The organism is Rhodococcus tukisamuensis NBRC 100609 (assembly GCF_001894985.1).
GTDB classification, from domain to species: domain Bacteria; phylum Actinomycetota; class Actinomycetes; order Mycobacteriales; family Mycobacteriaceae; genus Rhodococcus_G; species Rhodococcus_G tukisamuensis.
Genome location: NZ_BCXG01000002.1, coordinates 305554 through 329879, shown reverse-complemented (window position 1 = coordinate 329879; position 24326 = coordinate 305554). Strand labels below are relative to the sequence as shown.

The window sequence follows — 24326 nt, the reverse complement described above, 5'->3', positions numbered from 1 at the left end:
TGACCTTGACGTTGGGTCATGGTTGACACTGGGCCCATGAGAATCGGCCAGCTGGCGGATGCGGCGGGGACCACCACGAGGACGGTGCGGCACTACCATCGGCTCGGCCTGCTCGAGGAGCCGCGGCGTCGCTCCAACGGGTACCGCGAGTACGACGTCGGCGATGTCCTCCGGCTGATGAGGGTCAGGTGGCTCGCAGACAGCGGGGTTCCGCTGGCCGCGGTCGCGAGCATCCTGTCCGACGATGCCGCCGGCGAGGGCAGCAGCGACCCGGCGGCCGACCTGCGGGCCTTGATCGGCGCCCTGAACGGAGAGCGGGAACGCCTCGCTCGTCGGCAGACTCGCCTTGCCGCGATGCTTGCCGATGTCGAGTCGGGTCGTCCGCTTTCGGCACTCCCCGCCGAGGTTGTGGACGCGCTCGCGGCGGCGGTGGAGGGCGCCGAGTCGCCCGCCGTAGTCGCGGCCCTTCGCCGCGAGCGGGACCTGCTCGAGATGCTCGCGCTCTCCGGAAGCGTCCCAGAGAGCCATCTGTTCTCGTATGCGGCGACGGTGGCCGATGACGAGCGGCGTCCCCGATATCTTGCGATCCTCGCGGACTGGTCTGATCTCGAAGGGCGGGAGCCAGATTCGGCGGAAGCGGAGATCGACGCGCTCGCCAGGCGACTGGCCGACTACTTCGAGGACGAGAACGTGGCGGCGACGCCTCAGTCCGGGGTCGTCGACACTCGTGCCGCAGGGGAGATGGCGGTGGGCCTCGCGGAGGTCATCCCCGATCCGTCCCAGCGTGAGGTCGTTCTCCGGGCACAGCGAGCTCTCGCCGGATGCATGCCTGAAGATGGTCAGGTGCGATGAAGGTCCTGTGGAGAAGGCGCTTCCATTGGACGGCACAGTTGGTGGCTCTCGTCGCACTTACGGTCAACGGCTTGTTGCTTGCGACGGAGGCGATTTCGCCGCGTACCTCGGTGCTGCTCGTCTTGGTGGTGGAGCTTCCGCTCGTGGGCGTTGTGGTCATCGGCGTGCTGGCAGGAATCGCGGCGCGACGACACGGTGGCGCCGGTGCACGGGACTCGATCACGGTAGTGCTGGGTGATTCGCCATTCTGGCCACTCGTCCGCGCGGAGATCCTCGGGTACCGCTCGTTGTGGCTGTGGATGCGCGGCCGTACCGCGGGCGTGGATGGCGGGGCTGTTGCGTATGGCGCGAGCCGCGGATCAGTGGTGGTACCAGTCGCATTCGCGGCCGCCACCTTCGTCGAGGTGGGAGTGCTGCACCTCTTGCTGCCCTGGGCCTGGCTTCGGGTCGTCGTCGCAGTGCTCTCGATCTGGTCCCTGCTGGCATTGCTGGGCTTCCTTGCAGCTCAGCGTGTCCACCCGCATTACCTGACGGATACCCACCTGGTGCTCCGGCGGTCGGGCGCGGTGATCGCAGCCGTCGATCGTGCGGACGTGGTGTCGGCCGTCCGGCGCCTGCGGTTCTCGGAGACAGCACCGACCGTGGTCGACGGCAGACTGTATCTGCCCACTGCGGACGGGACGACCACTGACATCGAACTCGGCCGTCCCGTGCGCGCGAATCTGCCGGCGCTCCTGCCGAGTAGGCGCAAGGTCGAACTCGTGGACCGCATCAGCGTGTACGTCGACGAACCCGCTCGTCTCGTGTCTGCGCTGCGGGGAGATGTAGAGACGGTTCTGGGAGACACTCCCACGCGACACCAATGAGTACCTTTGGTCGCCAGAGCCACCAGAAACACGCACAGGCCACAGGCTGTTCACCAGGCGAAACATCATTGTTATCGAATGTGCGTGCGAGTAGAATTTGGTGTATGAAACTCGACGCCAGGCTCACCGACCCCGCCCGGGTCGAGGCATGGCGACTCGACGAAACCGAGATTCTGGCCGCGGTACCCGAGCTGGTTCAGGACATGCGCAGACGCGCCGCCCTCCTCGTCCGACTCGTCCACGAGGCCGACCAGAGATGCCTGCCCGAACACGCCGGCGCCGCCGACACCACCTCCTGGCTCGCCGGTGCCACCCGGATGCACCGTGCCCGCGCCGCCCAGATCGTCCGCCTCTCACGCGAACTGCCCCTGCATCCGCAGATGGCCGACGTGCTGGACGAGGGACGGATCGAACTCGCCCACGTCCAGGTGATCGTCAACTTCCTCGACAGACTCGCAAAGCTCACCAGAGACTTCGACATCGACCCGGCACCCGACGGCACGGACTGGGAGCACCCGGACCCGAACAGCGGTCGGGCCGACGACTGTGAGGCATACCTGCTCATCGCCGCCCAGGTCGAGGACCCCACACAGCTCCGCGCCCGGGCCCGTGAACTGGAGATCCTGTTCGAGCGCGACAGCGACCTGCCGTCCGACGCAGAGAACCGCGAACTCAACGAGTTTCACGCCAGCGCCACCCTGGGCGGTCGGGTGCTCGTGAAGGGCAGTTTCGACGCCGAGTCCGGCGAGGCCCTCCAGACCGCGCTGTCGGGACTGTCGAAGCCGCACCCGAGCGCCGACGACGACGGCCACCCAATCCGCGACCCCCGATCCGCCGCCAAGCGCCGCGCCGACGCCCTCGGACAGATCATCCGCGGCCACCTCGACAACGCACGTGGCCCGATGGAAGGTGGGGAACGACCCCATCTCACCGTGACCATCGACGTCGACGCACTACGGGATGCGGTGTCCGCGACAGCGAAGGTGCCCGTGACCGGGGCGTGGGTCGGAACAGGCTGGGCCTACCACTCCGACAACGCAACCGGACCCGTCGACGGGCGCGAAGGCTGCACCAGCCCCGCGGGATCGAGGCCACCCCGCCGCTACCGCCGCAGACGGCACGCCACCATGCCCTGGGCCGGCCCCGTCTCCGCCGCCGTCGCCGCCCGCATCTCCTGCGACGCCCAGGTCACCCCGATCTTCGTCGACCGAGAAGGAAACCCACTCGACGTCGGTCGCACCACCCGCGTCATCTCCCCGAAACTACGGAAAGCCCTGGTGGCGAGGGACTGCGGCTGCGCCTTCCCCGGCTGCGGCCGACCCGCCGCCTGGACCGACGCCCACCATATTTGGCATTGGTCCAAGGGCGGCCCGACCGCGCTGTCGAACCTGGTGCTGCTCTGCAAGAAGCACCACACGATCATCCACAGGAACCACTGGGCCGTGCAGATCGAATCAGACGGCCACCCGTGGTTCACACCACCCGCCTGGGTGGACCCGTTGCGAAGACCACGGCCGGCTCACAACCGGCGCGTGATCCACGGAGTCTGACCAGGCACAGGCCTGAACACTCACCCACAACCGGACCGGTTGCGGCCGAGACGCACTCGGCTGCAACCGGTCTGCGCGGTTTCGGGCGGTAGGGGAGACCTGTTCCGTCAGACCAGCAGCTTGGCGCGCAGCGCGTCGATCGTCGCCTGGTCCAGCCCGAGACCGTCCCGCACGTACCTGTCGAAGCTGCCGTAGATCCGGTTCATCTGGTCGAAAGCGGCGTTGAGCCAGGACAAGTCGACCGCGTCGTCGCGGCCGAGGTAGGTGTTCGACGCCATGAAGTCGGCGTTGACCATCTCGCGGGGAACGCCGAGCAGGGTCAGCAGCACCGCGGTGCTCCAGCCGGTTCGGTCCTTGCCCGCGCTGCAGTGGTAGACGGTGGCGCCGGTGTCGTTCTGCGCGATGGCCTTCAGCAGGTCGGCGAAGGCCACGTCCGAGCCGTGGTAGCTGACCATGAACGGGTATCCGATGGACTGCCCGATGTTCGAGGATCCGTTGACCGCGGCGTCGATCATCGCCCGGCCCAGGGTCAGCGGCACGAACTCGTGGAACCAGAACCCGCTGTCGATGCCGACGACATCGGCTACCTGGTACCGCACTCCCGGCGGAATCCGGTCCGGCGCCTCCGCGCGCTCGGACGCGTTGCGCAGGTCCACGTCGAGGGTGACGTTCGCGGCGGTCAGCTTGGCCTGGTCGGCGTCGCTGAGCGAGCTCAGCTTGTTCGAGCGGTAGACGAGTCCCTCGCGTACCTTCCGCCCGTCGGTGGTGGCGTAGCCGCCCACGTCGCGGAAGTTCCTCGCCTCGTCGAGTCGGACGGCAGTCGGGGACGGCGGCGGCAGCTCGGGCAGCGGCGCCGCCGGTCCGTTCGAGCCGAAGTGCGACGACCCGGACATCAGCGACCCTGTCGAGATGTCGGACGACTGCGCGGCGGCCGTCGCGGGCCCGGCGAGGGCGGGTGTCAGCGCGAGGAGGGTCGCGAACGCGAGACCCAGGGGCCGCGCCGATCGGCGTGCTGTCATCGTCGAACTCCCTTGAATGTCCGGTCGGGAGATCAGCCCCCCGCAAACCCGTGCGAGGTTACAAGCCCACGGCCGAGCCAGGGCGGCTTTCGGGCGACCGGGTCACACGCGTGCGACCGCGGGGTCGTCGGACTTGGTGGTGCGGGTGATCAGCCAGCCGAAGGCGGCGGCCACCGGGAACATCACCACGCCGTACACCGCGGCCGGCACCGCCAGTCGCACGCTGTCCAGCAGGCTGATCGCGATGGTGATGGCGAGGGTGCTGTTGTGGATTCCGATCTCCATCGAGCAGGCGACGGACTGGCGGTCGGTGATGCCCAGTCGGCGGGGCACCAGGTAACCGACGGTGAGGCTCAGGACGCAGAACGCGACGGCGATCAGGCCGACCTCCGCGGCGTAGTCCGCGATGTTCTCCCGCTCGGAGACCACGGTGCCGACGATGACGAGGGCCAGCACCACCGCAGACCCGATCCGCACGGGGCGGTCCGCCCGGTCGGCGAAGGCCGGCGACCGGCGTCGGACCAGGATGCCCAGCGCCACCGGCACCAGCACCACCGCGAAGACCTGCAGCACCTTGGTGAACTGCAGGCCGAGGGTGTCGCCGCCGCCGTCCGTGGGATCGAAGTAGACGAGCGCAAAGTTGGTGATGAGTGGCAGTGTCACCACCGCGATCACCGAATTGACCGCCGTCAGAGTGACATTGAGCGCGACGTCGCCGCGGAAGAGGTGGCTGAACAGGTTGGCGGTGGTGCCTCCGGGAGAGGCCGCCAGCAGCATCATGCCCACGGCCAGCAGGGGATCGAGGTCGAACGCCGTCACCAGGCCGAACGCGATCGCGGGCAGCAGCACGAGCTGGCAGACGAGGGCGATCGCCACCGCCTTGGGATGCCGTGCCACCCGGGCGAAGTCGTCGACGGTCAGGGACAGGCCCAGGCCGAACATGATGATCGCCAGCGCGGCTGGCAGTGCGACCGAGGTGAGTGCGGAATCCATGGTGGGCGGCTACTTCCGGGCTCGGCGGTGGGATGTCCGCCCGAAGCTACAGTGCAGCCCGATATGTCGGGGTCGTTTCGGTCAGGACCGCCCGGTGGTGTGCGGGGTCGTACCCGCACACCACCCGCACACCTAGACGCCCAGGTACCCGCCGCCGTGTGGGAAGAACTCCTTGCCCGTCATCTCGGTGCCGTCGTCGAGGCGCACCCGCTCGATGGACAGCCCGTGGTTGCGGCCGCTCCAGGCATCCGGCCCGGCGACGATCACCATGCCGTCGCCCTCGTGGATGAACACCCGGCCGGGGGTGCCGCCGTAGCAGCCCTTGGACACCGAGGACTCCAGCACGCGCACGCGCTGGCCCTTGAAGGTGGTGAACGCGTTGGGGTACGGGTCGGACTGCGCGCGCACCAGGCGCTCGAGCACCTCGGCGGGCCAGGTCCAGTCGATCCGGCTGTCCTCGGCGGCCCGCTTGTGGAAGAAGGTGGCCTGGGACCGGTCCTGCGGGGTCAACTCGGCACGGCCGGACTCGATCAGGTCGAGGGCGTCGACGGTGATCGGGCCGATCATGTCGACGGTGCGGTGGAACAGGTCGGTGACGGTGTCCTTGGGGCCGACGGCGGTCGCGCGCTGCAGCACGATGGCGCCGGCGTCGAGCTCCTCGTCCATCAGGTGCGCGGTCAGCCCGACCTCGGACTCGCCGTTGATGAGCGCCCAGATCAGCGGCGAGAAGCCGGTGTACTTCGGCAGCAGCGAGTCGTGGATGTTGAGCGTGCCGTACCGGGGCCGGTCGAAGACGTCCTTCGGCAGCCAGGTGCGCCAGTTGTTCGCGACGATGATGTCCGGGTCCGCATCCGCCAGCGCCGCTTTGAACCCCGCGTCGGGCTTGTTCGCGATGTGCACGGGCACCTGGTGCTCGGCTGCCAGGTCGGCGACGGAATCGGCCCACATCCGTTCGTATGCGTGCTCACTCTTGGGGTGTGTGACCGCGAGGACGACCTCGTGTCTGGAAGCGAGCAGAGCCTGCAGGGTACGGTGACCCCAGGTCTGGTATCCGAGCGTGGCGACTCTCAACGGGTTCCTCCTGGACGAGCGCGAGTGCTTGCCGCCGATGCGGATCGACGCAGGGCCAGCTTAGGCTAACCATATGCGTCGGTGACGGGCCGATCCCTCGTTCCCTGCTAGAAAGGCTCGTTCATGCCGCTCGCCACGATCAATGGGATTCAGCTGAATTACCAGGTCAAAGGCTCAGGCGATCTCGTCGTCCTGATCATGGGCACGGGCAGCCCGGGCCGGGTCTGGGACCTGCACCAGGTGCCCGCGCTCGTCGCGGCCGGCTACCGCGTCTGCACCTTCGACAACCGCGGCATCGCGCCGACGGACGAGTGCGCGGACGGCATCACGATCGAGGACCTGGTCGCGGACACCGCAGCCCTGATCGCCCACCTCGGCGGACCCGCCCACGTGGTCGGCACCTCGCTGGGTGCCCGGGTGGCGCAGGAGCTCGCGCTGGCCCGCCCCGACCTGGTTCGCAAGGCCGTGTTCCTGGCCGCCCACGGTCGCCGCGACACGCTGCAGAAGACGTTGTCGGAGGGTGAGCGGGAGCTGGACCGCAAGGGCATCACGCTGCCCACCGAGTACCGGGCCGCGATCACCGCGGTGCTGAACCTGTCCCCGGCGTCGATGGTCGACCCGATGGCTGCGCAGGACTGGCTGGACATCTTCGCGTTCTCCAAGGCGGATACCACGCCGGGCGTGCGGGCGCAGCGCAATCTCGACGACTTCGGGGACCGGCTCGCGGCGTACGGCCGGATCACCGTCCCGTGCCTGTCGGTCGGGTTCGCGGACGACCGTCTGGTGCCGGCGAACCTGGCCGCGGAGGTGGGCAAGGCGATTCCCGGAGCCGAGTACCTGGAGCTGCCGGACTGCGGTCACTACGGCTACCTCGAACGGCCGGAGGCGGTCAACGCGGCAATCCTGGACTTCCTGAAGAGGTAGGCCGCCTGCACCTAGGGCGGATAGCCTATCCTAATCTCCGATATCTGACGCAGCTTCACGGCGTCGCGCGACGATGATCGGACATCCATGGCATCCCTCCACGGCTCGACGGCACCCGCACAGGCGACCGGCAGTTGGCTGCCGGTCACGGCCGCCCAGTCGGAGGTGTGGGTCGCGCAGCAGTTGGCGCCCCAGAGCGCTGCCTACAACATCGCGCTCACCGTCGAGGTGAACGGTCCGCTCGACATCGCCCGCGCGATCGAGTCCCTGTACCTGACCATCCGCCGCGCAGAGGCGCTGCACGTGCGTTTCGCGGTCGGGCCGGACGACGTGCTCCGGCAGCAGCGCCTCGACCCGGAGGCCTGGACGCTGAAGGTCGTCGACCTGCGGGCGCTGCCGGACGCGGCGGCCGCGGCCCGCGACTGGGTCGAACGCGACATGCAGACCGTCGCGGAGCTGGAGAGCGACGAGGCGCTGTTCACCCAGGCGATCCTGCGGATCGACGACGAGGTGACGTGGTGGTACCAGCGTTACCACCACAGCATCGTCGACGGCTACGGCATCGTGCTGCTGGTCGACGAGGTCGTCGGCAGACAGGAGCACCCGGACCTGCTGTTCGACGAGCGGGACTGGTCCCTGCAGACGGCGATCGACGCGGACGTCGAGTACCGCGCGTCCCGCCGGTTCCAGGCGGACCGCGAGCACTGGCTGCAGTGGCTGGCCGATGCCCCCGAGCCCCCGGTGTTGCTGCCGCCCGCCCCGGACCCCGCCGCGCCGCCGATCAAGGCCAGCGTCGAACTCGACGCCGAGACCGTGGCGGACCTGTACCGGTTCGCCGACGCCCAGGGCATCCGGCGCACCCGGGTCCCGTTCGCGATGATCGCCGCCTACCTGCACCGGGTCAGCGGCCAGTCCGACCTGATGCTGTCGGTGCCGCTGACCGGTCGCACCGGGCGGGCGTTGCGGAACCTGCCGTCGATGGCCTCGACCATCCTGCCGATGCGGCTGCAGGTCGACGGGGACAGCACGCTGGCCGCGTTGACGGCCCACCTCGACCAGGCGCTGATCGGCCTGCTCCGGCACGGTCGGTACCGGGGCGAGGACCTCGCCAGGGAGATGCGCGCGCTGGATCCGTCCAGGCGACTGTTCGGTCCCGGCATCAACATCGTGTTGTTCGAGCACTCGATGACCTTCGGCGGCAGCCCCGCGTTCCCGCAGAACATGGTCACCGGCGCCATCGGTGAGCTCGACTTCACCGTCCAGCGAGGTCAGGGGGGCGAGTCGATCCGGATCGACCTGCGGGTGGGTGCGGGCCTCGAGGAGGACCTCGAGCGGCACCGCGCGCAGCTCGCCGAGTTCCTGGGCCAGCTCGTCGCCGAGCCGCAGGCGCCCTTCTCGCGGTTCGACGTGATGTCGGACGAGCAGCGGCGCCGGGTGGTCGTCGACTTCAACGACACCGCCCAGCCGCAGGACTCGCACACCGTCCCCGAACTCTTCGCCGCGCAGGTGGCCGCGACGCCCGACGCGGAGGCGCTGGTCGCGGGGGAGACCCGGCTGACGTACCGGCAGCTTGGTGCCCGAGTCAACCAGCTGGCACGGCACCTCCTGGAGCGCGGCCTGCGCCCGGAAGAGGTTGTCGCGGTCGGCGTTCCGCGCTCGGCCGAGATGGTCGTGGGGCTGCTGGCGGTCATGACCGCCGGCGGCGCCTTCGTCCCGCTGGATCCGGCCTGGCCGCTGGACCGTCGGACCCAGGTGCTGGCCGACGCCGGTGCGCGGCTGGTGCTCACCGGTCCGGGCGGGGTGGACGCGTCGGCGGACGCGGGGGTGCCGGTGGACCTGGCGGACTGGGCCCACGAGGGCCTCGCGTCCGGGCCGCTGGACGTCGCGATCGACGGGCGGTCGCTCGCCTACGTCATCTTCACCTCCGGCTCCACCGGGCGCCCCAAGGGGGCGATGATCCGGCACGAGGCGATCTGCGCGCGCCTGGGCTGGCAGGTGGCGGAGGTGCTCGGCTTCGGCGCCGACGACGCCTCCCTGTTCAAGGCTCCGCTGTCCTTCGACATCTCGGTCAACGAGGTGCTGCTGCCGCTGGTCTCCGGGGGCCGGCTGGTGGTCGCCGAGTCGGGCGGCGAACGCGACGCCCAGTACCTGCTGGACCTGATCGACCGCGAGCGCGTCACCTTCGTGTACCTGGTGTCCTCGATGCTCAGCGTGCTGCTGGACCTGGCCGAGGGCACGCCCGCACTGGACGGGCTCCGGCACGTCTGGTGCGGCGGCGAGGTGCTCACCCCGGAACTGTTCGACCGGTTCCGCCGGCAGCTCACCACCACGCTCTACCACGGGTACGGGCCCGCCGAGGCGACCATCGGTGTCTCCCATGTGATCTACCGGGACCGTGCCGAGCGGATCGCGTCGTCGATCGGCCGGCCCAACCCCAACACCGAGCTGTACGTGCTCGACGCCCGGCTTCGGCCCGTGCCGCCCGGCGTCGGCGGCGAGCTGTACGCGGCCGGGTACCTGCTCGGCCGCGGCTACGTCGGGGCGCCCGCGCTCACCTCCTCCCGGTTCGTCGCCAACCCGTTCTCCGTCAACGGGACCCGCCTCTACCGCACCGGCGACCTCGCCCGCTGGGCGGAGGACGGCACCCTCGACTTCATCGGCCGCGCCGACAACCAGGTGAAGATTCGCGGCATGCGCCTCGAACTCGAGGACGTCGAGGCCGCGCTGGCCACGCACCCCGCGGTCCGGCAGTGCGCGGTGCTGGTGCGCGAACAGGCCGGCGCCAAGTACCTCGCCGGCTACGTGGTGGCGGACGGCGGCGTCGAGCCGGACGCGCTGCGCGCCTGGGCCGCGGCCAAGCTGCCCGAGTACATGGTGCCGACCGCGGTGGTCGTGATGGACCGGTTCCCGCTCACCGCCAACGGCAAGCTGGACCGGCGAGCCCTCCCGGAACCCGATCTGCGCGCAGGCCTTTCGGGTCTCGCGCCGCGCACCGAGCTCGAGCGGCAGCTGGCCACGGTGGTCGCGGGCGTCCTCGGGCAGGAGACGGTGGGCGTCACCGACGACTTCTTCGCGCTCGGCGGCGACAGCATCGTCGCGATCCAGCTGGTCAACCAGGCCCGGGCCGCCGGGCTGCACTTCAGCGCCCGTGAGGTGTTCGCGCTGCGGACGGTGGAGGCGCTGGCCCGTGAGGTCGAGGGCCGGGCCGCGGCCGAGGTGGACGTCCTGGACGTGCCGACGGGCGAGGTCCCCGCGACCCCCATCGTCGCCCGCACCCAGGCACAGGGCGAGGCCGTCGCACGCTTCCACCAGGCGGTACAGGTTCGCACCCCGTCCGGGCTCACCGAGGACACGGTGCGCGCCGCATTGCAGGCGGTCCTGGACCGGCATCCCGCGCTGCGGGCACGCCTCGACCGCGGCGAGAACTGGGTGCTGAGGGTGCCCGAACCGGGAGTGCCCGACGCCGCGGAACTGGTGCGGACGGTCCCCGCCGCCGCACTCGGCGAGGCCGTAGCGCAGGAGGCGGCCGCGGCGCTCGGGAAGCTGGACCCGGACGCGGGCGTGATGCTGCAGGCGGTCTGGTTCGACGGCGGCGACCGGCCGGGCCGGCTGCTGCTGGTGGTCAATCACCTTGTGGTCGACGGTGTCTCGTGGCGGATCCTGCTCGAGGACCTGGCCCGCGCCGCGCTCGGCGCGCCCCTGGACCCGGTGTCCGGCACCTCGCTGCGGCGCTGGGCGCAACTGCTCGAGGAGCGGGCCCGCGGCGGAGCCTTCGACGACGAACTCGACTTCTGGCGGACGGTCACCGCGACCGCGGACCCGATGCTGGGGGCCCGGCACAGCGACCCGGCCCTCGACACCTGCGGCGCGGCCGAATCGCTGACCGTAGAGCTGAGGCCGGAACTGACCGCGCCGCTGCTCGGCGCCGTGCCCGCGGCGTTCGGCGGCCAGGTCAACGACGTGCTGCTGACCGCGCTGGCGGCCACGCTCGCATCCTGGCGTGCCGGTGATTCGTCCGGCGCGCAGGCGGATTCGTCGCGCGAGGGCAGCAACGAGGTACTGGTCGACCTCGAGGGGCACGGCCGCGAGGAGGACGCCGCCGGGCGCCGGGTGGACCTCGGGCGCACCGTCGGCTGGTTCACCAGCCTGTTCCCGGTGCGACTGGACGCGGGACCGCTCGCGGACCTGAGCGACCCGGCCGCGCTGGCCGGGGCTCTCAAGGCCGTCAAGGAGCAGCTGCGGGCGGTGCCCGGCAACGGGATCGGCTACGGGGCACTGCGATACCTCAGCGCCGCCGGCGCCGAGCTGGCCGCCGGCGCCGAGCCGCAGGTGCTGTTCAACTACCTCGGTCGGGTCACTGCCGGCGCGGACGCCGACTGGCTGCCGGTCGCGATGGACGGCGCCAACGACCCCGACGCGCCGATGGGGCATGCCATCGAGTTCAACGCGATCGCGGAGGACGGACCAGACGGGCCGACCCTGCGCACCACCATCACCTGGGCGCCGGGGTTGTTCCCCGCGGCGCGGATCACCGCCCTGTCCGAGGCCTGGACCGCGGTGCTGGGCACGCTCGCGGCGAGTGCCCCGTTCGGCGGACACACCCCCGCGGACTTCCCGCACGCGCGGCTGCGCCAGGCCGACGTCGACCAGCTCGAGGACACGGTCGCCGACCTGGTGGACGTGCTGCCGATGACCCCGCTGCAGGAGGGCATCTACTTCCACAGCGCGTTCGAGACCGAACACTCCGATCCCTATGTGGTGCAACAGGTCATCGAGCTGACCGGACCGGTGGACCCGCAGGCGCTGCACGCCGCGCTGCAGACGGTCGTGGACCGGCACGCGGCCCTGCGCGCCGGCCTGCACGCGGTGTCCGACGGACGGGTGGTGCAGGTGGTCTCCGGTGGGGCCCGGGTTCCGATGGACGCGGTGGACCTGCGCGGACTGGGCGCCGACGAGGTCGCGTCACGGGTCCGGCAGATCCTCGCCGACGAACGGGTGCGCGGGTTCGACCTCGAGCAGGCGCCGCTGCTGCGGTACGTGCTGGTGCAGCGCGACGGGGCGAGCGAAGCGACGGGGGAGGTGACAGCGGACGAGCACCTGCTGCTGCAGTCGATCCACCACATCGTCGCCGACGGCTGGTCGGTGCCGGTGATGCTGCGCGAGCTGATGGCGCTGTACGCCCCCGCGGGCTCCACTCCGGCGGCACTGCCCGCGCCGGAGCCGTACCGGAACTACCTGGGCTGGTTGGGATCCCGTGACCGTGATGCGTCGATCGAGGTGTGGCGCGCCGCGCTCGACGGGGTCGACGAGCCGACCGCGCTCGGCGGGGCCGAGCGCGGCACCGAGTTCGGTGTCCGCGAGATCAAGGTCAACCTGTCCGCGGCGCAGACCGCCGACCTCATCGCGTTCGGCCGTGCTCGTGGGCTGACGCTGAGCACCCTCGTGCACGGCGCCTGGGGTCTGCTGCTGGGCCGGCTCACCAAGCGCCGCGACGTGCTGTTCGGCTCGACGGTGTCCGGCCGCGGCGGAGACCTGCGCGGCATCGAGACCATGGTCGGGCTGTTCATCAACACCGTGCCGGCCCGATTGCGCTACCGCGCCGAGGAATCCGCCGCCGCGGCGCTGGCCCGTTGGCAGGACGAGCAGTCGGTGCTGCTCGAGCACCAGTACATCGGCCTGAGCGAGCTGCGCCGGCTCACGGGACTGCAGGAGCTCTTCGACACCCTGGTCGTGTTCGAGAACTACCCGATCGGCGAGGGCGCCGTCGCCGACGCCACCGGCAGTCTCGAGATCACCGGTATCACCTTCGAGGAGAACCCGCCGTACCCGGTGACGCTGATCGTCGCGCCCGGTGACGAGCTGCGGCTGGAGGTCAAGTACCAGGCCGCGGTGGTCGACTCGGCCACCGCCGGCCGGTTGGCCGACGGCATGGTGTCGTTCCTGAGCGAGTTGGTCCGCGACGGCGACCGGCCGGTCTCCGCGCTCGCGCTGGTGACCGAGGCCGAGCGGAACGAGCTGGAGGCAAGCTGGGTCGCATCCGGCGCCACCGCCGAGGCCCGCACCCTCACCGACCTGCTCGACGAGCAGGCCGCACGCACCCCGGACGCGATTGCCGTCGAGTTCGAGGGCGACACGCTCACCTATGCCGAGCTGCACGCACGGGCGAACCGCCTGGCGCACGAGCTCGTCGACCGCGGGGTGGGACCGGAGTCGCTCGTCGCCGTCGCGATCGGGCGTTCGCTCGAACTGATGGTCGCGCTGCTGGCGGTCGGGAAGGCGGGCGGCGCGTACCTTCCGCTCGACCTCGACTACCCGGCCGACCGGTTGTCGTACATGCTGGCCGACGCCGCGCCGGTGTGTGTGCTCACCGACGGCGATCCCTTCGACACCGGACTGCCGGTGCTGACGGTGGATCTGACCGAGGCCCTGGGGGATTCGGACGCGTTGCCGTCCGGGGCCCCCGCCATGGCCGGTCATCCCGCCTACGTCATCTACACCTCGGGCTCGACAGGCAGGCCGAAGGGTGTGCTGGTGGCGCACGAGGCCATCGTCAACCGGCTGCTCTGGATGCAGAACGAGAACCCGCTGACGGACGGGGACCGGGTGCTGCAGAAGACGCCGTCGAGTTTCGACGTCTCGGTGCCGGAGTTCTTCGGGCCGTTGATCGCCGGCGCCACCGTCGTGCTGGCCCGTCCGGGCGGACACAAGGATCCCGGCTACCTCGCGGGGCTGATCGCCGAACGGGGCATCAGCCGTGCGCATTTCGTTCCGTCCATGCTGGACCTCTTCCTGGCGGAGCCTGGCGCCGCGGCCTGCACCGCGCTTCGGGTCGTCGCCTGCTCGGGCGAGGCGCTGTCCGCCGCGGCGGCCCGGCGCTTCGCCGAGGTGCTGCCCGGGGTGCGGCTGGACAACCTCTACGGGCCCACCGAGGCCGCGGTCGAGGTGAGCTACTTCTTCGGGGCGCAGGCGGTCTCGTCGACGGCGCACGGCGTGCCGATCGGCGCGCCGGTCGCGAACACCCGGCTGTACGTGCTCGACCAGTACCTGAACCTGGTGCCGCCGGGAGCAGAGGGGGAGCTGTACCTGTCCGGCCCGCAGCTGGCCCGCGGCTACCTGGGCCGCGCCGCGTTGACCGCGGACCGGTTCGTCGCCGACCCGTTCGTGGCCGGGGCCCGGATGTACCGGACCGGCGACCTGGTGCGGTCCGTGGCCTGGGCGAGCGAAGCGACGGGGGATGTGACCGCGGAACTGGAGTACGTCGGCCGCGCCGACGACCAGGTGAAGCTGCGCGGGTTCCGGATCGAGCTCGGCGAGATCGAGGCCGCGCTGCTGGCCGATCCGTCGGTGGCCCACGCCGCCGTCCTGGTGCGTGAGGACCGCCCCGGCCAGCAGCGGCTGGTCGCCTACGTGGTGCCCGCCGGGCCCGTGCGCACTTCCGGTGCCCGGGGCGACCAGAGGTACGCACATGCGCTGGCCGCCTCGCTGCCGGAGTACATGGTGCCCAGTGCCTTCGTGGAGCTCGACTCGTTGCCGCTGAGCCCGAGCGGCAAGCTGGACCGCAAGGCCCTGCCCGCGCCGGACTTCTCGGCCGCGGTGTCGGAGTCCGCCCCCGGCACGGGGACGGAGGGACGCATCGCCGCCCAGTTCGCCGAGGTGCTAGGCCTGGACCGGGTGGGCACGGGCGACGACTTCTTCACCCTCGGTGGCGACAGCATCCTGGCGATCCGGCTGGTGAACCTGGCCCGCCGGGACGGCGTCACCCTCACCCCCCGCCAGATCTTCGAGCAGCGCACCCCGGCCGCGATCGCGCGGTTGGTCGGCGAGGCGGCTCCGGTCGCCGACGCGGCCGCGCCCGCCGCGGCCGTGGCGGACGGCATCGGCGAGGTCATCCCGCTGCCGGTGGTGCACCGGCTCTCCGAATGGTCCGGCGGCACCGACCGCTTCAACCAGGCCGTGTTGCTGCACACCCCGGCCGGCGCCGACGAGCGCGTGCTCCGCGACGCGCTGCAGGCCCTGCTCGACCACCACGACGGCCTGCGCGTCAGACTGACCCGGCACGCACCCGGCGTGTGGTCGACGGTGACCACCGAACCCGGTTCGGTGAGCGCTGCCTCGATCTTCACCGCCGTCGACGTCCGGGACCCGGAGTCGTTGCGCGGCATCGTCACCGCGCAGTCCGAGGCGGCGACCGACCGCCTCGACCCCGAGTCCGGTGTGATGCTGCAGGCGGTGTGGTTCGACGCCGGACCGGAGGTCACCGGCCGCCTGCTGATCGTCGCGCACCACCTCGTGGTGGACGGGGTGTCCTGGCGGATCCTGCTCGAGGACCTCGCGATGGCGAACGTGGCGGCGGCGTCCGGTCAGGATGCGGCGCTCGATCCCGTCGGCACCTCCCTGCGCGGGTTCGGCCGGATCGTCGCCGAGCAGGCCCAGGGCGCCGAGCGCCTCGCCGAGCTGGCGCACTGGACCGCTGTGACCGCGCCCGGAGCGGCGCTGGTGCCGGAGGTCAGCGGGCACGCGACCATCGGAACCGGCTCGCAGCACCGGGTTTCGCTGTCCGTGGACGACACCGCCGCCGCGTTGACGACCGTGCCCGCGCTGGCGCACGCCGACGTGACCGACGTGCTGCTCAGCGCGCTGCGGATCGCCGTCAGCCGCTGGCACCGCGACACCGGCCGCGCCGCGTCGGACCTCCTGGTCGACCTGGAGCGGCACGGCCGCGAGGAGCTGGCGCCAGGCGTGGACCTCTCCCGCACCGTCGGCTGGTTCACCAGCATCAGCCCGGTCCGGCTGCGGGCGGGCGACCGGCCGCTGGACGTGCTCAAGGACGTGAAGGAGCGGCTGCGGGACGCGCCCGACGGCGGCGTCGGCTTTGGCATGCTGCGGTACGCGAACGCCCGCACCGCCGGCCTGCTCGCCGCCCGCGCGGAGTCGCAGGTCCTGTTCAACTACCTGGGCAGGATGCCGTCGGCGGATCTCGGCATCGCGGTCCCGTGGGCCCCGGCTCCCGAGACCGGTTCGCTGTCAACCGATCCCGACGCCGACATGGGCGGCCCCTACCTGCTGATCGTCAACGCGATCTGTGAGGACACGGCAGACGGGCCGGTCCTGACGGCGAACTTCGGCCGCTCCGAGCTGGGGCTGACCGAGGCCGACGGTGAGGCGCTGAGCCAGGGCTGGGCGCAGGCGCTGCGCGAGCTCGTCGAGACCGCGGAGCGCCACGACGGACCCGGCGTCCTGACGCCGTCCGACGTGACACTGGTGACGCTGACCCAGGACGAGCTGGACCTGATCGCCGAGCGCAGCCCCGCCGGGGTCGACGCGGTGTGGCCGCTGTCCCCGCTGCAGGAGGGGCTGTACTTCCAGGCCACCTTCGACGAGGGCGCCGACATCTACACCGCCCAGTTCTCGCTCGACTTCGAGCACCGGCTCGACATCGAGCGGTTGGCCGCGGCGCTGCGCACCCTGCAGCGCCGGAACCCGACGCTGCGTGCGGGATTCCTCAGCGACGGCCTTACCACGCCGGTGCAGTTCGTCACCGCCGACCTCGACGTCCCGATCGTCGAGTTCGACCTGCGCGAGCTGACGGAGGCCGAGCGTGAGGCCCACGCCGCCGAGCTGTCGGCCACCGACCGGCTCACCCCCTTCGACCTGACGGCGCCGCCGCTGTGGCGGGCGATGGTGATCCGCCTCGGCGACGACCGCGACCGCCTGGTGGTCAACCGGCAGTTCCTCCTCTGGGACGGCTGGTCGAACGGCATCGTCGTCAGCCAGCTGCTCGCGCTCTACGAGGCCGCTGGCGATGACAGCGGGTTCCCCACCGCGACGGGCGGTTTCGACGACTACCTGGGCTGGCTGCGCGACCGCGACAGCGAGACCGGGCGGGCGGAATGGCGGCGCGCGCTGGCCGGTCTCGAGGAGCCGACGCTGCTCGGGTCGACCGTGGCCGGGGCGCCCGCGCTGCCCGGCCGCCGCGACACCGTGCTGACGGCCGAGCTCGGCGAGCGCCTGCGGGCCAGGGCGTCGGCGAGCGGGGTCACCTTCAACGCCGTCCTCAGCGGCGCGCTGGCGCTGGTGCTCGGCGCGGAGACCGGTCGCGACGATGTCGTGTTCGGCATCACCGTCGCCGGCCGGCCCCCGGAGGTCGAGGGACTGGACACGGTGGCCGGACTGTTCCTCAACACCGTCCCGGTCCGCACCACCCTGCGTCCGGCGGAGCGGGTGGAGGACCTGTTGCGGCGCAGCCAGTCCGAGCGCCTCTGCCTGATGCCACACGACTATCTCGGACTGGCCACCATCGGGCGCGAGTCCGATCACCGCCAGCTCTTCGACGTGCTCTACGTGCTGCAGAACTTCGTCGACGAGAACCAGGTGTCGGCGCTCAACAGCGCGCACGACATCAGCGGCGGCGACAGCGTCGACCACACCCATTACCCGCTGACGGTGGTGGTGACGCCCGGCAACCGGGTGAAGATCAAGTTCGAGTTCCGCCCCGAGGCGGTGGCCGAGACGACGGTCGAGTCGATGCTGGCCCGGTTCGTCGGGCTGCTCGAACTGTTCGCCGACGACGTGTCCGCACCGGTCGGGTCGCTGGACCTGTCGCTGCCCGGCGAACGCGCGGCGCTGGCGTCCCGCTCGGCCGAGCGGGAGCTGCCCGAATCCACCATCGCGGACCTGTTCGCGGAGGCGGCCGCGCGCACCCCGGACGAGGTCGCGCTGGTCTTCGGCTCGCAGTCGGTGACCTACCGAGACCTCGACGGCCGGATCAACGCCATGGCCCGGCTCCTGCTGGCGCACGGCGCCGGTCCGGAACGGATTGTGGCGCTTGGCCTGCCGCGGTCGGTGGAGATGGTCGTCGCGCTGTTCGCGGTGCTGCGCACCGGGTCCGCGTACCTGCCGCTCGAGCTGGACCACCCGGCGGACCGCCTGGTCGGGATGCTCGACGACGCCCGGCCGGTGGTCCTGGTGACCACCGTCGCGGTCGGCGAGACCCTCGCCGGTTTCGAGGGTGCGGCGATCGTGCTCGACGGTGTCACGAGCGAAGACCACGGCACCGGACCGTTGACGGATGCCGAGCTGGGCGGCTTCGCCCCCGGCACCCCAGGGCGGCTGGACCACCCGGCGTACGTCATCTACACCTCCGGCTCGACCGGCAAGCCCAAGGGCGTGGTCACCGGGTACCGCGGCCTGACCAACATGCAGTTCAACCACCGCGCCGAGATCTTCGACCCGACGATCGAGATGACCGGCGGCCGACGCCTCCGGATCGCGCACACCGTGTCGTTCGCCTTCGACATGTCCTGGGAGGAGCTGCTCTGGCTCGTCGAGGGACACGAGGTGCACATCTGCGACGAGAACCTGCGGCGCGACGCGGAATCGCTGGTGGCGTACTGCAACAGCCACCGCATCGACGTCGTCAACGTGACGCCCACCTATGCCCAGCACCTCTTCGAGGAGGGACTGCTCGACGACGGTCCGGGCGAGCACCGGCCGCCGCTGGTGCTGCTCGGCGGCGAGGCGGTGCCTGATTCGGTGTGGAGCCGGCTGCGGGACACGGACGGCACGTTCGGCTACAACCTGTACGGCCCCACCGAGTACACGATCAACACCCTCGGCGGCGGCACGTCGGACTCCGTGACCCCCACGGTCGGCAGGCCGATCTGGAACACCCGGGCCCACATCCTCGACTCGTGGCTGCGTCCCGTCGCGGACGGGGTGGCCGGCGAGCTGTACATCGCGGGCATCGGCCTGGCCCGCGGCTACCTGGACCGCTTCGGGCTGACCGCCGAGCGCTTCGTGGCCGACCCGTTCACGGCGGGCGGCCGGATGTACCGCACCGGCGACCTGGTGCGGCGGCGGGTCGACGATGCGAGCGGAGCGACGGGGGAATTCAGCGCAGTCATCGACTTCCTGGGCCGTACCGACGACCAGGTCAAGATCCGCGGTCACCGCGTCGAACTGGGTGAGATCGAGTCGGTCCTCGCCGGCCTCGACGGCGTGCGGCAGTGCGCCGTCATCGCGGCGCCCGGCCCCGGCGGCGTCAAGCGGCTCGTCGCCTACGTGGTGCCCTGCGGGCCCGTGGATGGTTTCGGTAGCCAGCACGGCCAGAAGTACGCACAGGCGCTGCGCGCCTGCCTGCCGGACTACATGGTTCCGGCGGCCTTCGTGCCGACCGACACCCTGCCGATGACGGTCAACGGCAAGCTCGACGTGCGGGCCCTGCCGCCGGTGCCGGACGCGGTCGGCTCGGGCTCACGCGGCGCGGAGGATCACATCGAGCAGGTGCTGTGCGAGCTGTTCGGCGAGGTGCTCGACGTCGCGGAACTCGGCGTCGAGGACAGCTTCTTCGACCTCGGCGGGCACTCGCTGCTGGCGACCCGGCTGATCAGCCGGGCCCGGTCGGCGCTGTCGACGGAGCTCACGATGCGGGACCTGTTCGAGGCCCCCTCCGTGGCCGAGCTCGCGGCGCGGGTCCGCGACCGAGGTGACGCGGTCCGCCCGGTGCTGGCCCCCGCGGTCAGGCCCGAGCACCTGCCGATGTCCTCTGCGCAGCAGCGACTCTGGCTGATGCAGCAGATCGAGGGGGGCTCGGTGTCGCCGGACGGCGTGCCCGCCGCGGCCGCCTACAACTTCCCGATCGTGTTGCGCCTGAAGGGCGAACTCGACGCCGGGCTGTTCGCGACCGCGCTCGCGGACGTGGTCGGCAGGCACGAGTCACTGCGCACGGTGTTCGGCGAGGTCGACGGCCGGCCCGTGCAGCGGGTCCTCGACGAGGCGACCCCGGAGCTGACGGTGTTGGACGGGACCGAGGCCGAGATCGCGGGCCTGGTGCGCGGCGCGGTGCTGCGGCCCTTCGACCTGACCCGTGAGATCCCGGTGCGCGGCACCGTGATCCGGCTGGACGCGCACGATCACGTCCTCGCGCTGGTGCTGCACCACATCGCCACCGACGAGTGGTCGGACCGGCCGTTCCTGCGCGACCTGATGCTCGCCTACGCCTCCCGGGCGCACGGCCAGGCCCCGCAGTGGGAGCCGCTGGCCGTGCAGTACGCGGACTACACGCTCTGGCAGCGTGAGTTGCTCGGCGATGCCGCAGACCCGGATTCGGTGCTGAGCAAGCAGCTCTCGTACTGGGAGCGGACGCTCTCCGGTGCGCCGGAGGAACTGACGCTGCCCACCGACCGGGCCCGGCCCGCGCGGCCGAGCTTCGCGGGCAGCGCGATCGAGCTGGACCTGGATCCGCGCACCACCGCGGCGCTGCGGGCGCTGGCCGCCGAGAGCGGGGCGAGCATGTTCATGGTGCTGCACGCCGCCGCCGCGGCGCTGCTGCACCGGATCGGCGCGGGCGACGACCTGCCGCTCGGCGCGCCCATCGCGGGCCGCACCGAGCAGGGTCTCGACGAGCTGGTCGGGTTCTTCGTCAACACGCTGGTGCTGCGCACCGACGTGAGCGGCAACCCGACGTTCGGCGAGCTGCTGGGCCGGGTCCGCGAGCTCGACCTCGCGGCGTTCACCCACGCCGACGTCCCGTTCGAATCCGTTGTCGAGCGCCTGAACCCGGCGCGCACGCTGGCCAGGAACCCGCTGTTCCAGGTGATGGTCGGCTACCACAGCCGGGCCGCCGACATCACGGGCAGTACTGAATTCCCCCGAGCCGGAGGCCGAGAAGGGGCCGGGCTGACGCTCGAACCCGTGCCCCTGCAGGAGCGGACCGCGAAGTTCGACCTGGTGTTCAACTTCACCGAATTCCTGGACGAGAATCGGATCGCGCTGCGCCTCGAGTTCGGCGCGGACCTGTTCGATGAGTCGACGGCCGACGCGATCGCCCGCCGCCAGTTGGCGCTGCTCGACGCCGTCGCGCAGGACCCGTCGACCCCGATCGGCGCGGTCGACGTGTTCCTGCCCGGCGAGCGTGACCTGGTGCTGGTGGAGTTCAACGACACCCGGCGGGAGGTGCCGGAGGAGACCCTCGATGCCTCGTTCGCGCGCTGGGTGGCGGCCACACCGGCCGCGACGGCCGCGCTGGACGAGCACGGCAGCATGACGTACGCCGAGCTCGACGAGCGGTCCGACAGGATCGCCGCGGTGCTCGCCGGCCGCGGGGTCGGCGCGGAATCGGTGGTGGGCCTTGCCGTCCCGCGTTCGGTGGACATGGTCGCCTCGGTGCTGGCGGTGCTCAAGCTCGGGGCCGCGTACCTGCCCCTGGACCTGAGCCACCCCGCCGACCGGATCTCCTACATGCTGGCCGACTCGAACGCCGGGGTGCTGCTGAGCACCGCCCAGGAGTCCGCGCGGATCGAGGAGGCGCCGGGCCTGGGCCGGGTGCTGCTCGACGAGCCGGGGACAGTCGCGGCACTCGCCGCGGCGGTCAAGCCTGCGACCACGGTGCCCGACGGCATCGACCACGCCGCCTACGTCATCTACACCTCCGGGTCCACCGGCAGGCCCAAGGGCGTGGTGGTCTCGCACGAGGGCATCTCCAGCCTGGTCGCCACCGCCGAGGACCGGATGAAACTGGTCCCGGGTTCGACTGTGCTGCAGTTCGCCTCGGTCGGATTCGACGTCGCGGTGTTCGAGCTGTCGATGGCGCTGTGCACCGGTTCGCGGCTGGTGATCGTGCCGGACCGCTCCCGGGTCGCGGGCCCGGAGCTCACCGACTTCATGCACGAGCACGAGGTGACGCACGCGATCATCCCGCCGTCGCTGATGGCCGCGTTGCCGCCGGGCGCCCTGGTGCCCGCCGGCTGCACGGTGCTGGTCGGCACCGAGACGGTGCCGCCGGACCTGATCGGACGGTGGGCGGAGCGGCTGAACCTGCTGGCCGCCTACGGCCTCACCGAGGCCACGGTGAACAACACGCTGTGGCAGGCGCAGCCGGGCTGGAACCAGGCCGTGCCGATCGGCATCCCGGACCCCAACGAGCAGGCGTTCGTCCTCGACGCGCGGCTGCGGCCGGTTCCGGTCGGGGTCGCGGGCGAGCTGTACATCGCCGGCCGCGGTCTGGCCCGCGGCTACCTCGGCAAGCCGGCGCTGACGGCGGGCCGCTTCGTCGCCAACCCGTTCGGCCCCGGCCGGATGTACCGGACCGGTGACCTGGCGCGCTGGCGAGCCGAGGGCAATATCGACTTCCTCGGCCGGGTCGACGACCAGGTGAAGATCCGGGGCTTCCGCATCGAGCTCGGCGAGATCATCGCCGCGCTCGCGGACAGCCCGGGCGTCAACCAGTCGGCCGTCGTCGCCGACCGGGACGGGGCGATCGCCCGGCTGATCGGGTACGTGGTGCCGCTGGAGGGTGCGGCCGTCGACCCGGCCGCGGTGCGCGCCCACGTGGCGTCGTCGCTGCCGGACTACATGGTGCCCAGCGTGGTCATCGTGCTGGACGGCCCGCTGCCGCTCACCCCGAACGGCAAGCTGGACCGCAAGGCGCTGCCCGCGCCGGACTGGGCGGAGCTGACCGGCGACGTCGCGCCGCGCACCGAGCGGGAGCGGGTGATCGCCGGCCTGTTCGCGGAGATCCTGCACCTGCCGTCGGTGGGCGTGCACGACAACTTCTTCGACCTCGGCGGGCACTCGATGGCCTCCATGCAGCTGGTCGGCCGGGTCCGCACCGAACTCGGTGCGCAGCTGAGCATCCGCGAGGTGTTCGACGCGCCGACCGTGGCCGAGCTGGCCGAGCTGACGGTCGTCGATGCCGGCGGTCGTCCGGCGCTGACGCCAGCCGCGTCGGCCACGGACGCGCTGGCACCGGTGCAGCGTCGGCAGTGGTCGGTGTACCGGGACACGGGCACGGCCAGTCACGCCCTCTCGCTGTACCCGCACCACCGCCTCGACGCGGACGCGCTGGCGCGCGCCCTCGAGCTGGTGGTGTCCCGGCACCAGCCGCTGCGGACGGCGTTCACCGCCGACGGCGTCGAGGTCCGCGGGGTGCCGGTGGCGGGGCCACGACTGGAGGTCCTCGACGCGGGGGACGGCGACCTGGCCGCCCTGGTCTTCGAGCTCGCCCAGCGGCCGACGGACCTGACCGAGCACGCCCCGCTGCGGGTCACGCTGGTCGAGACGGCGGACGGTCGCCAGGCGCTGCTGCTGGTGATGCAGTACCTGGCCGTCGACGAGTGGTCGGTCGTGCCGCTCCTCGGCGAGCTGTTGGCGGGCTACGTCTCGCTGGTCGCCGGGTCCGAGCCGGAGCTGCCCGCATTGCCGGTCGGCTACTCGGACTACGTTGCGTGGACGGACTCCGTGCTGGGCGATGCGGACGACGAGTCCAGCAGGTACACAACCCAGCTCGGCTACTGGCGAGAGCGACTGGCCGGCCTCCCCGAGCGGCTGAGCCTGCCGGGGGAGCGGCCGGCGCGACCGGCGGGCGGCGACCTGGTGGGCCTGCCGATCGACGAGGCCCTGCACGCCGACATCGACGCGCTGGCCCGCCGGACCGGGACGTCGATGTTCATGGTCCTGCAGGCGGCGCTGGCCGCGGTGCTCACCGAATTCGGTGTGGGCGAGGACCTTCCGATCGGATCGCTGGTCGCGGGACGGCCGGAGGAGGCGCTGTCCGGGCTGATCGGGTGCTTCTTCAACACCGTCGTGCTGCGCACCGACACCTCCGGGGATCCGACCTTCGCGGAACTGCTGGGCCGGGTGCGGGCGTCGAACCTGGCCGCGCTGGATCACCAGGACATCGGATTCGAGGACGTGGCAACGGCTCTCGGTGGCGAGGTGATGCGACCGCAGGTGATGATCGTGCACCACGAGCAGGCCAGCCTGGACGCCGTCGACGGTGTCTTCGGCCCGCTGCTGCCGGTCCCGGTGGGTGTGCCGGTCGCGGACCTGACGCTGAGCTTCTACGAGCCGGTGGGACGGGGTCCGGTGCACGCCTACCTGGGGTACCGGACCGACGTGCTCGACGCCGACGTGGTGGCGGAACTCGCCGACAGGTTGTCGGCACTGCTCCGGGCGGTGTGCGCGGACGAGGGGCACCAACTCGGGCAGATCGGGCGGCCGCAGGGCGTGGGCATGCAGATTTAGGGTAGGCTGCGCTACTATTCACCTCGGTT

8 protein-coding genes are annotated in these 24326 nt (G+C 71.4%); 5 read left to right on the top strand and 3 right to left on the bottom strand.

What is annotated here, in order from left to right; all coding sequences use genetic code 11:
• The first annotated feature begins 36 nt into the window (after positions 1 to 36).
• The 3 genes from RT2_RS03530 to RT2_RS03520 all read left to right on the top strand — a co-directional run bounded on the left by RT2_RS03530 (position 37) and on the right by RT2_RS03520 (position 3268).
• A complete protein-coding gene (locus RT2_RS03530) occupies positions 37 to 852 on the top strand; it encodes a MerR family transcriptional regulator (RefSeq protein WP_245709114.1) in 816 nt (271 codons plus the stop codon).
• Positions 849 to 1718 (top strand): hypothetical protein, encoded by an 870-nt coding sequence (locus tag RT2_RS03525; RefSeq protein WP_072843124.1) that lies wholly within the window; start codon positions 849 to 851, stop codon positions 1716 to 1718. The genes RT2_RS03530 and RT2_RS03525 overlap by 4 nt, the downstream gene beginning before the upstream one ends.
• Positions 1719 to 1822: 104 nt before the next feature.
• Complete coding sequence (locus RT2_RS03520) at positions 1823 to 3268, top strand: HNH endonuclease signature motif containing protein (protein ID WP_072843123.1); 1446 nt, start codon at positions 1823 to 1825, stop codon at positions 3266 to 3268.
• Between the two features lie 107 nt (positions 3269 to 3375).
• On the opposite strand, the gene RT2_RS03515 is transcribed toward RT2_RS03520, so the two are convergent.
• The 3 genes from RT2_RS03515 to RT2_RS03505 all read right to left on the bottom strand — a co-directional run bounded on the left by RT2_RS03515 (position 3376) and on the right by RT2_RS03505 (position 6351).
• On the bottom strand, positions 3376 to 4287 hold the full coding sequence (locus RT2_RS03515) for a tyrosine-protein phosphatase (protein WP_083577039.1): 912 nt from the start codon (positions 4285 to 4287) through the stop codon (positions 3376 to 3378).
• A gap of 102 nt (positions 4288 to 4389) precedes the next feature.
• On the bottom strand, positions 4390 to 5280 hold the full coding sequence (locus RT2_RS03510; protein WP_072843122.1) for a bile acid:sodium symporter family protein: 891 nt from the start codon (positions 5278 to 5280) through the stop codon (positions 4390 to 4392).
• A gap of 132 nt (positions 5281 to 5412) precedes the next feature.
• Complete coding sequence (locus tag RT2_RS03505; protein ID WP_072843121.1) at positions 5413 to 6351, bottom strand: methionyl-tRNA formyltransferase; 939 nt, start codon at positions 6349 to 6351, stop codon at positions 5413 to 5415.
• Positions 6352 to 6474: 123 nt separating this feature from the next.
• On the opposite strand from RT2_RS03505, the gene RT2_RS03500 reads away from it, so the two are divergent.
• Positions 6475 to 7275 (top strand): alpha/beta fold hydrolase, encoded by an 801-nt coding sequence (locus RT2_RS03500; RefSeq protein ID WP_072843120.1) that lies wholly within the window; start codon positions 6475 to 6477, stop codon positions 7273 to 7275.
• 87 nt (positions 7276 to 7362) lie between these two features.
• The gene (locus RT2_RS03495; protein ID WP_072843119.1) at positions 7363 to 24297 is read left to right on the top strand and encodes a non-ribosomal peptide synthetase; all 16935 of its coding nucleotides are present in this window, start codon (positions 7363 to 7365) and stop codon (positions 24295 to 24297) included.
• Positions 24298 to 24326 lie beyond the last annotated feature (29 nt).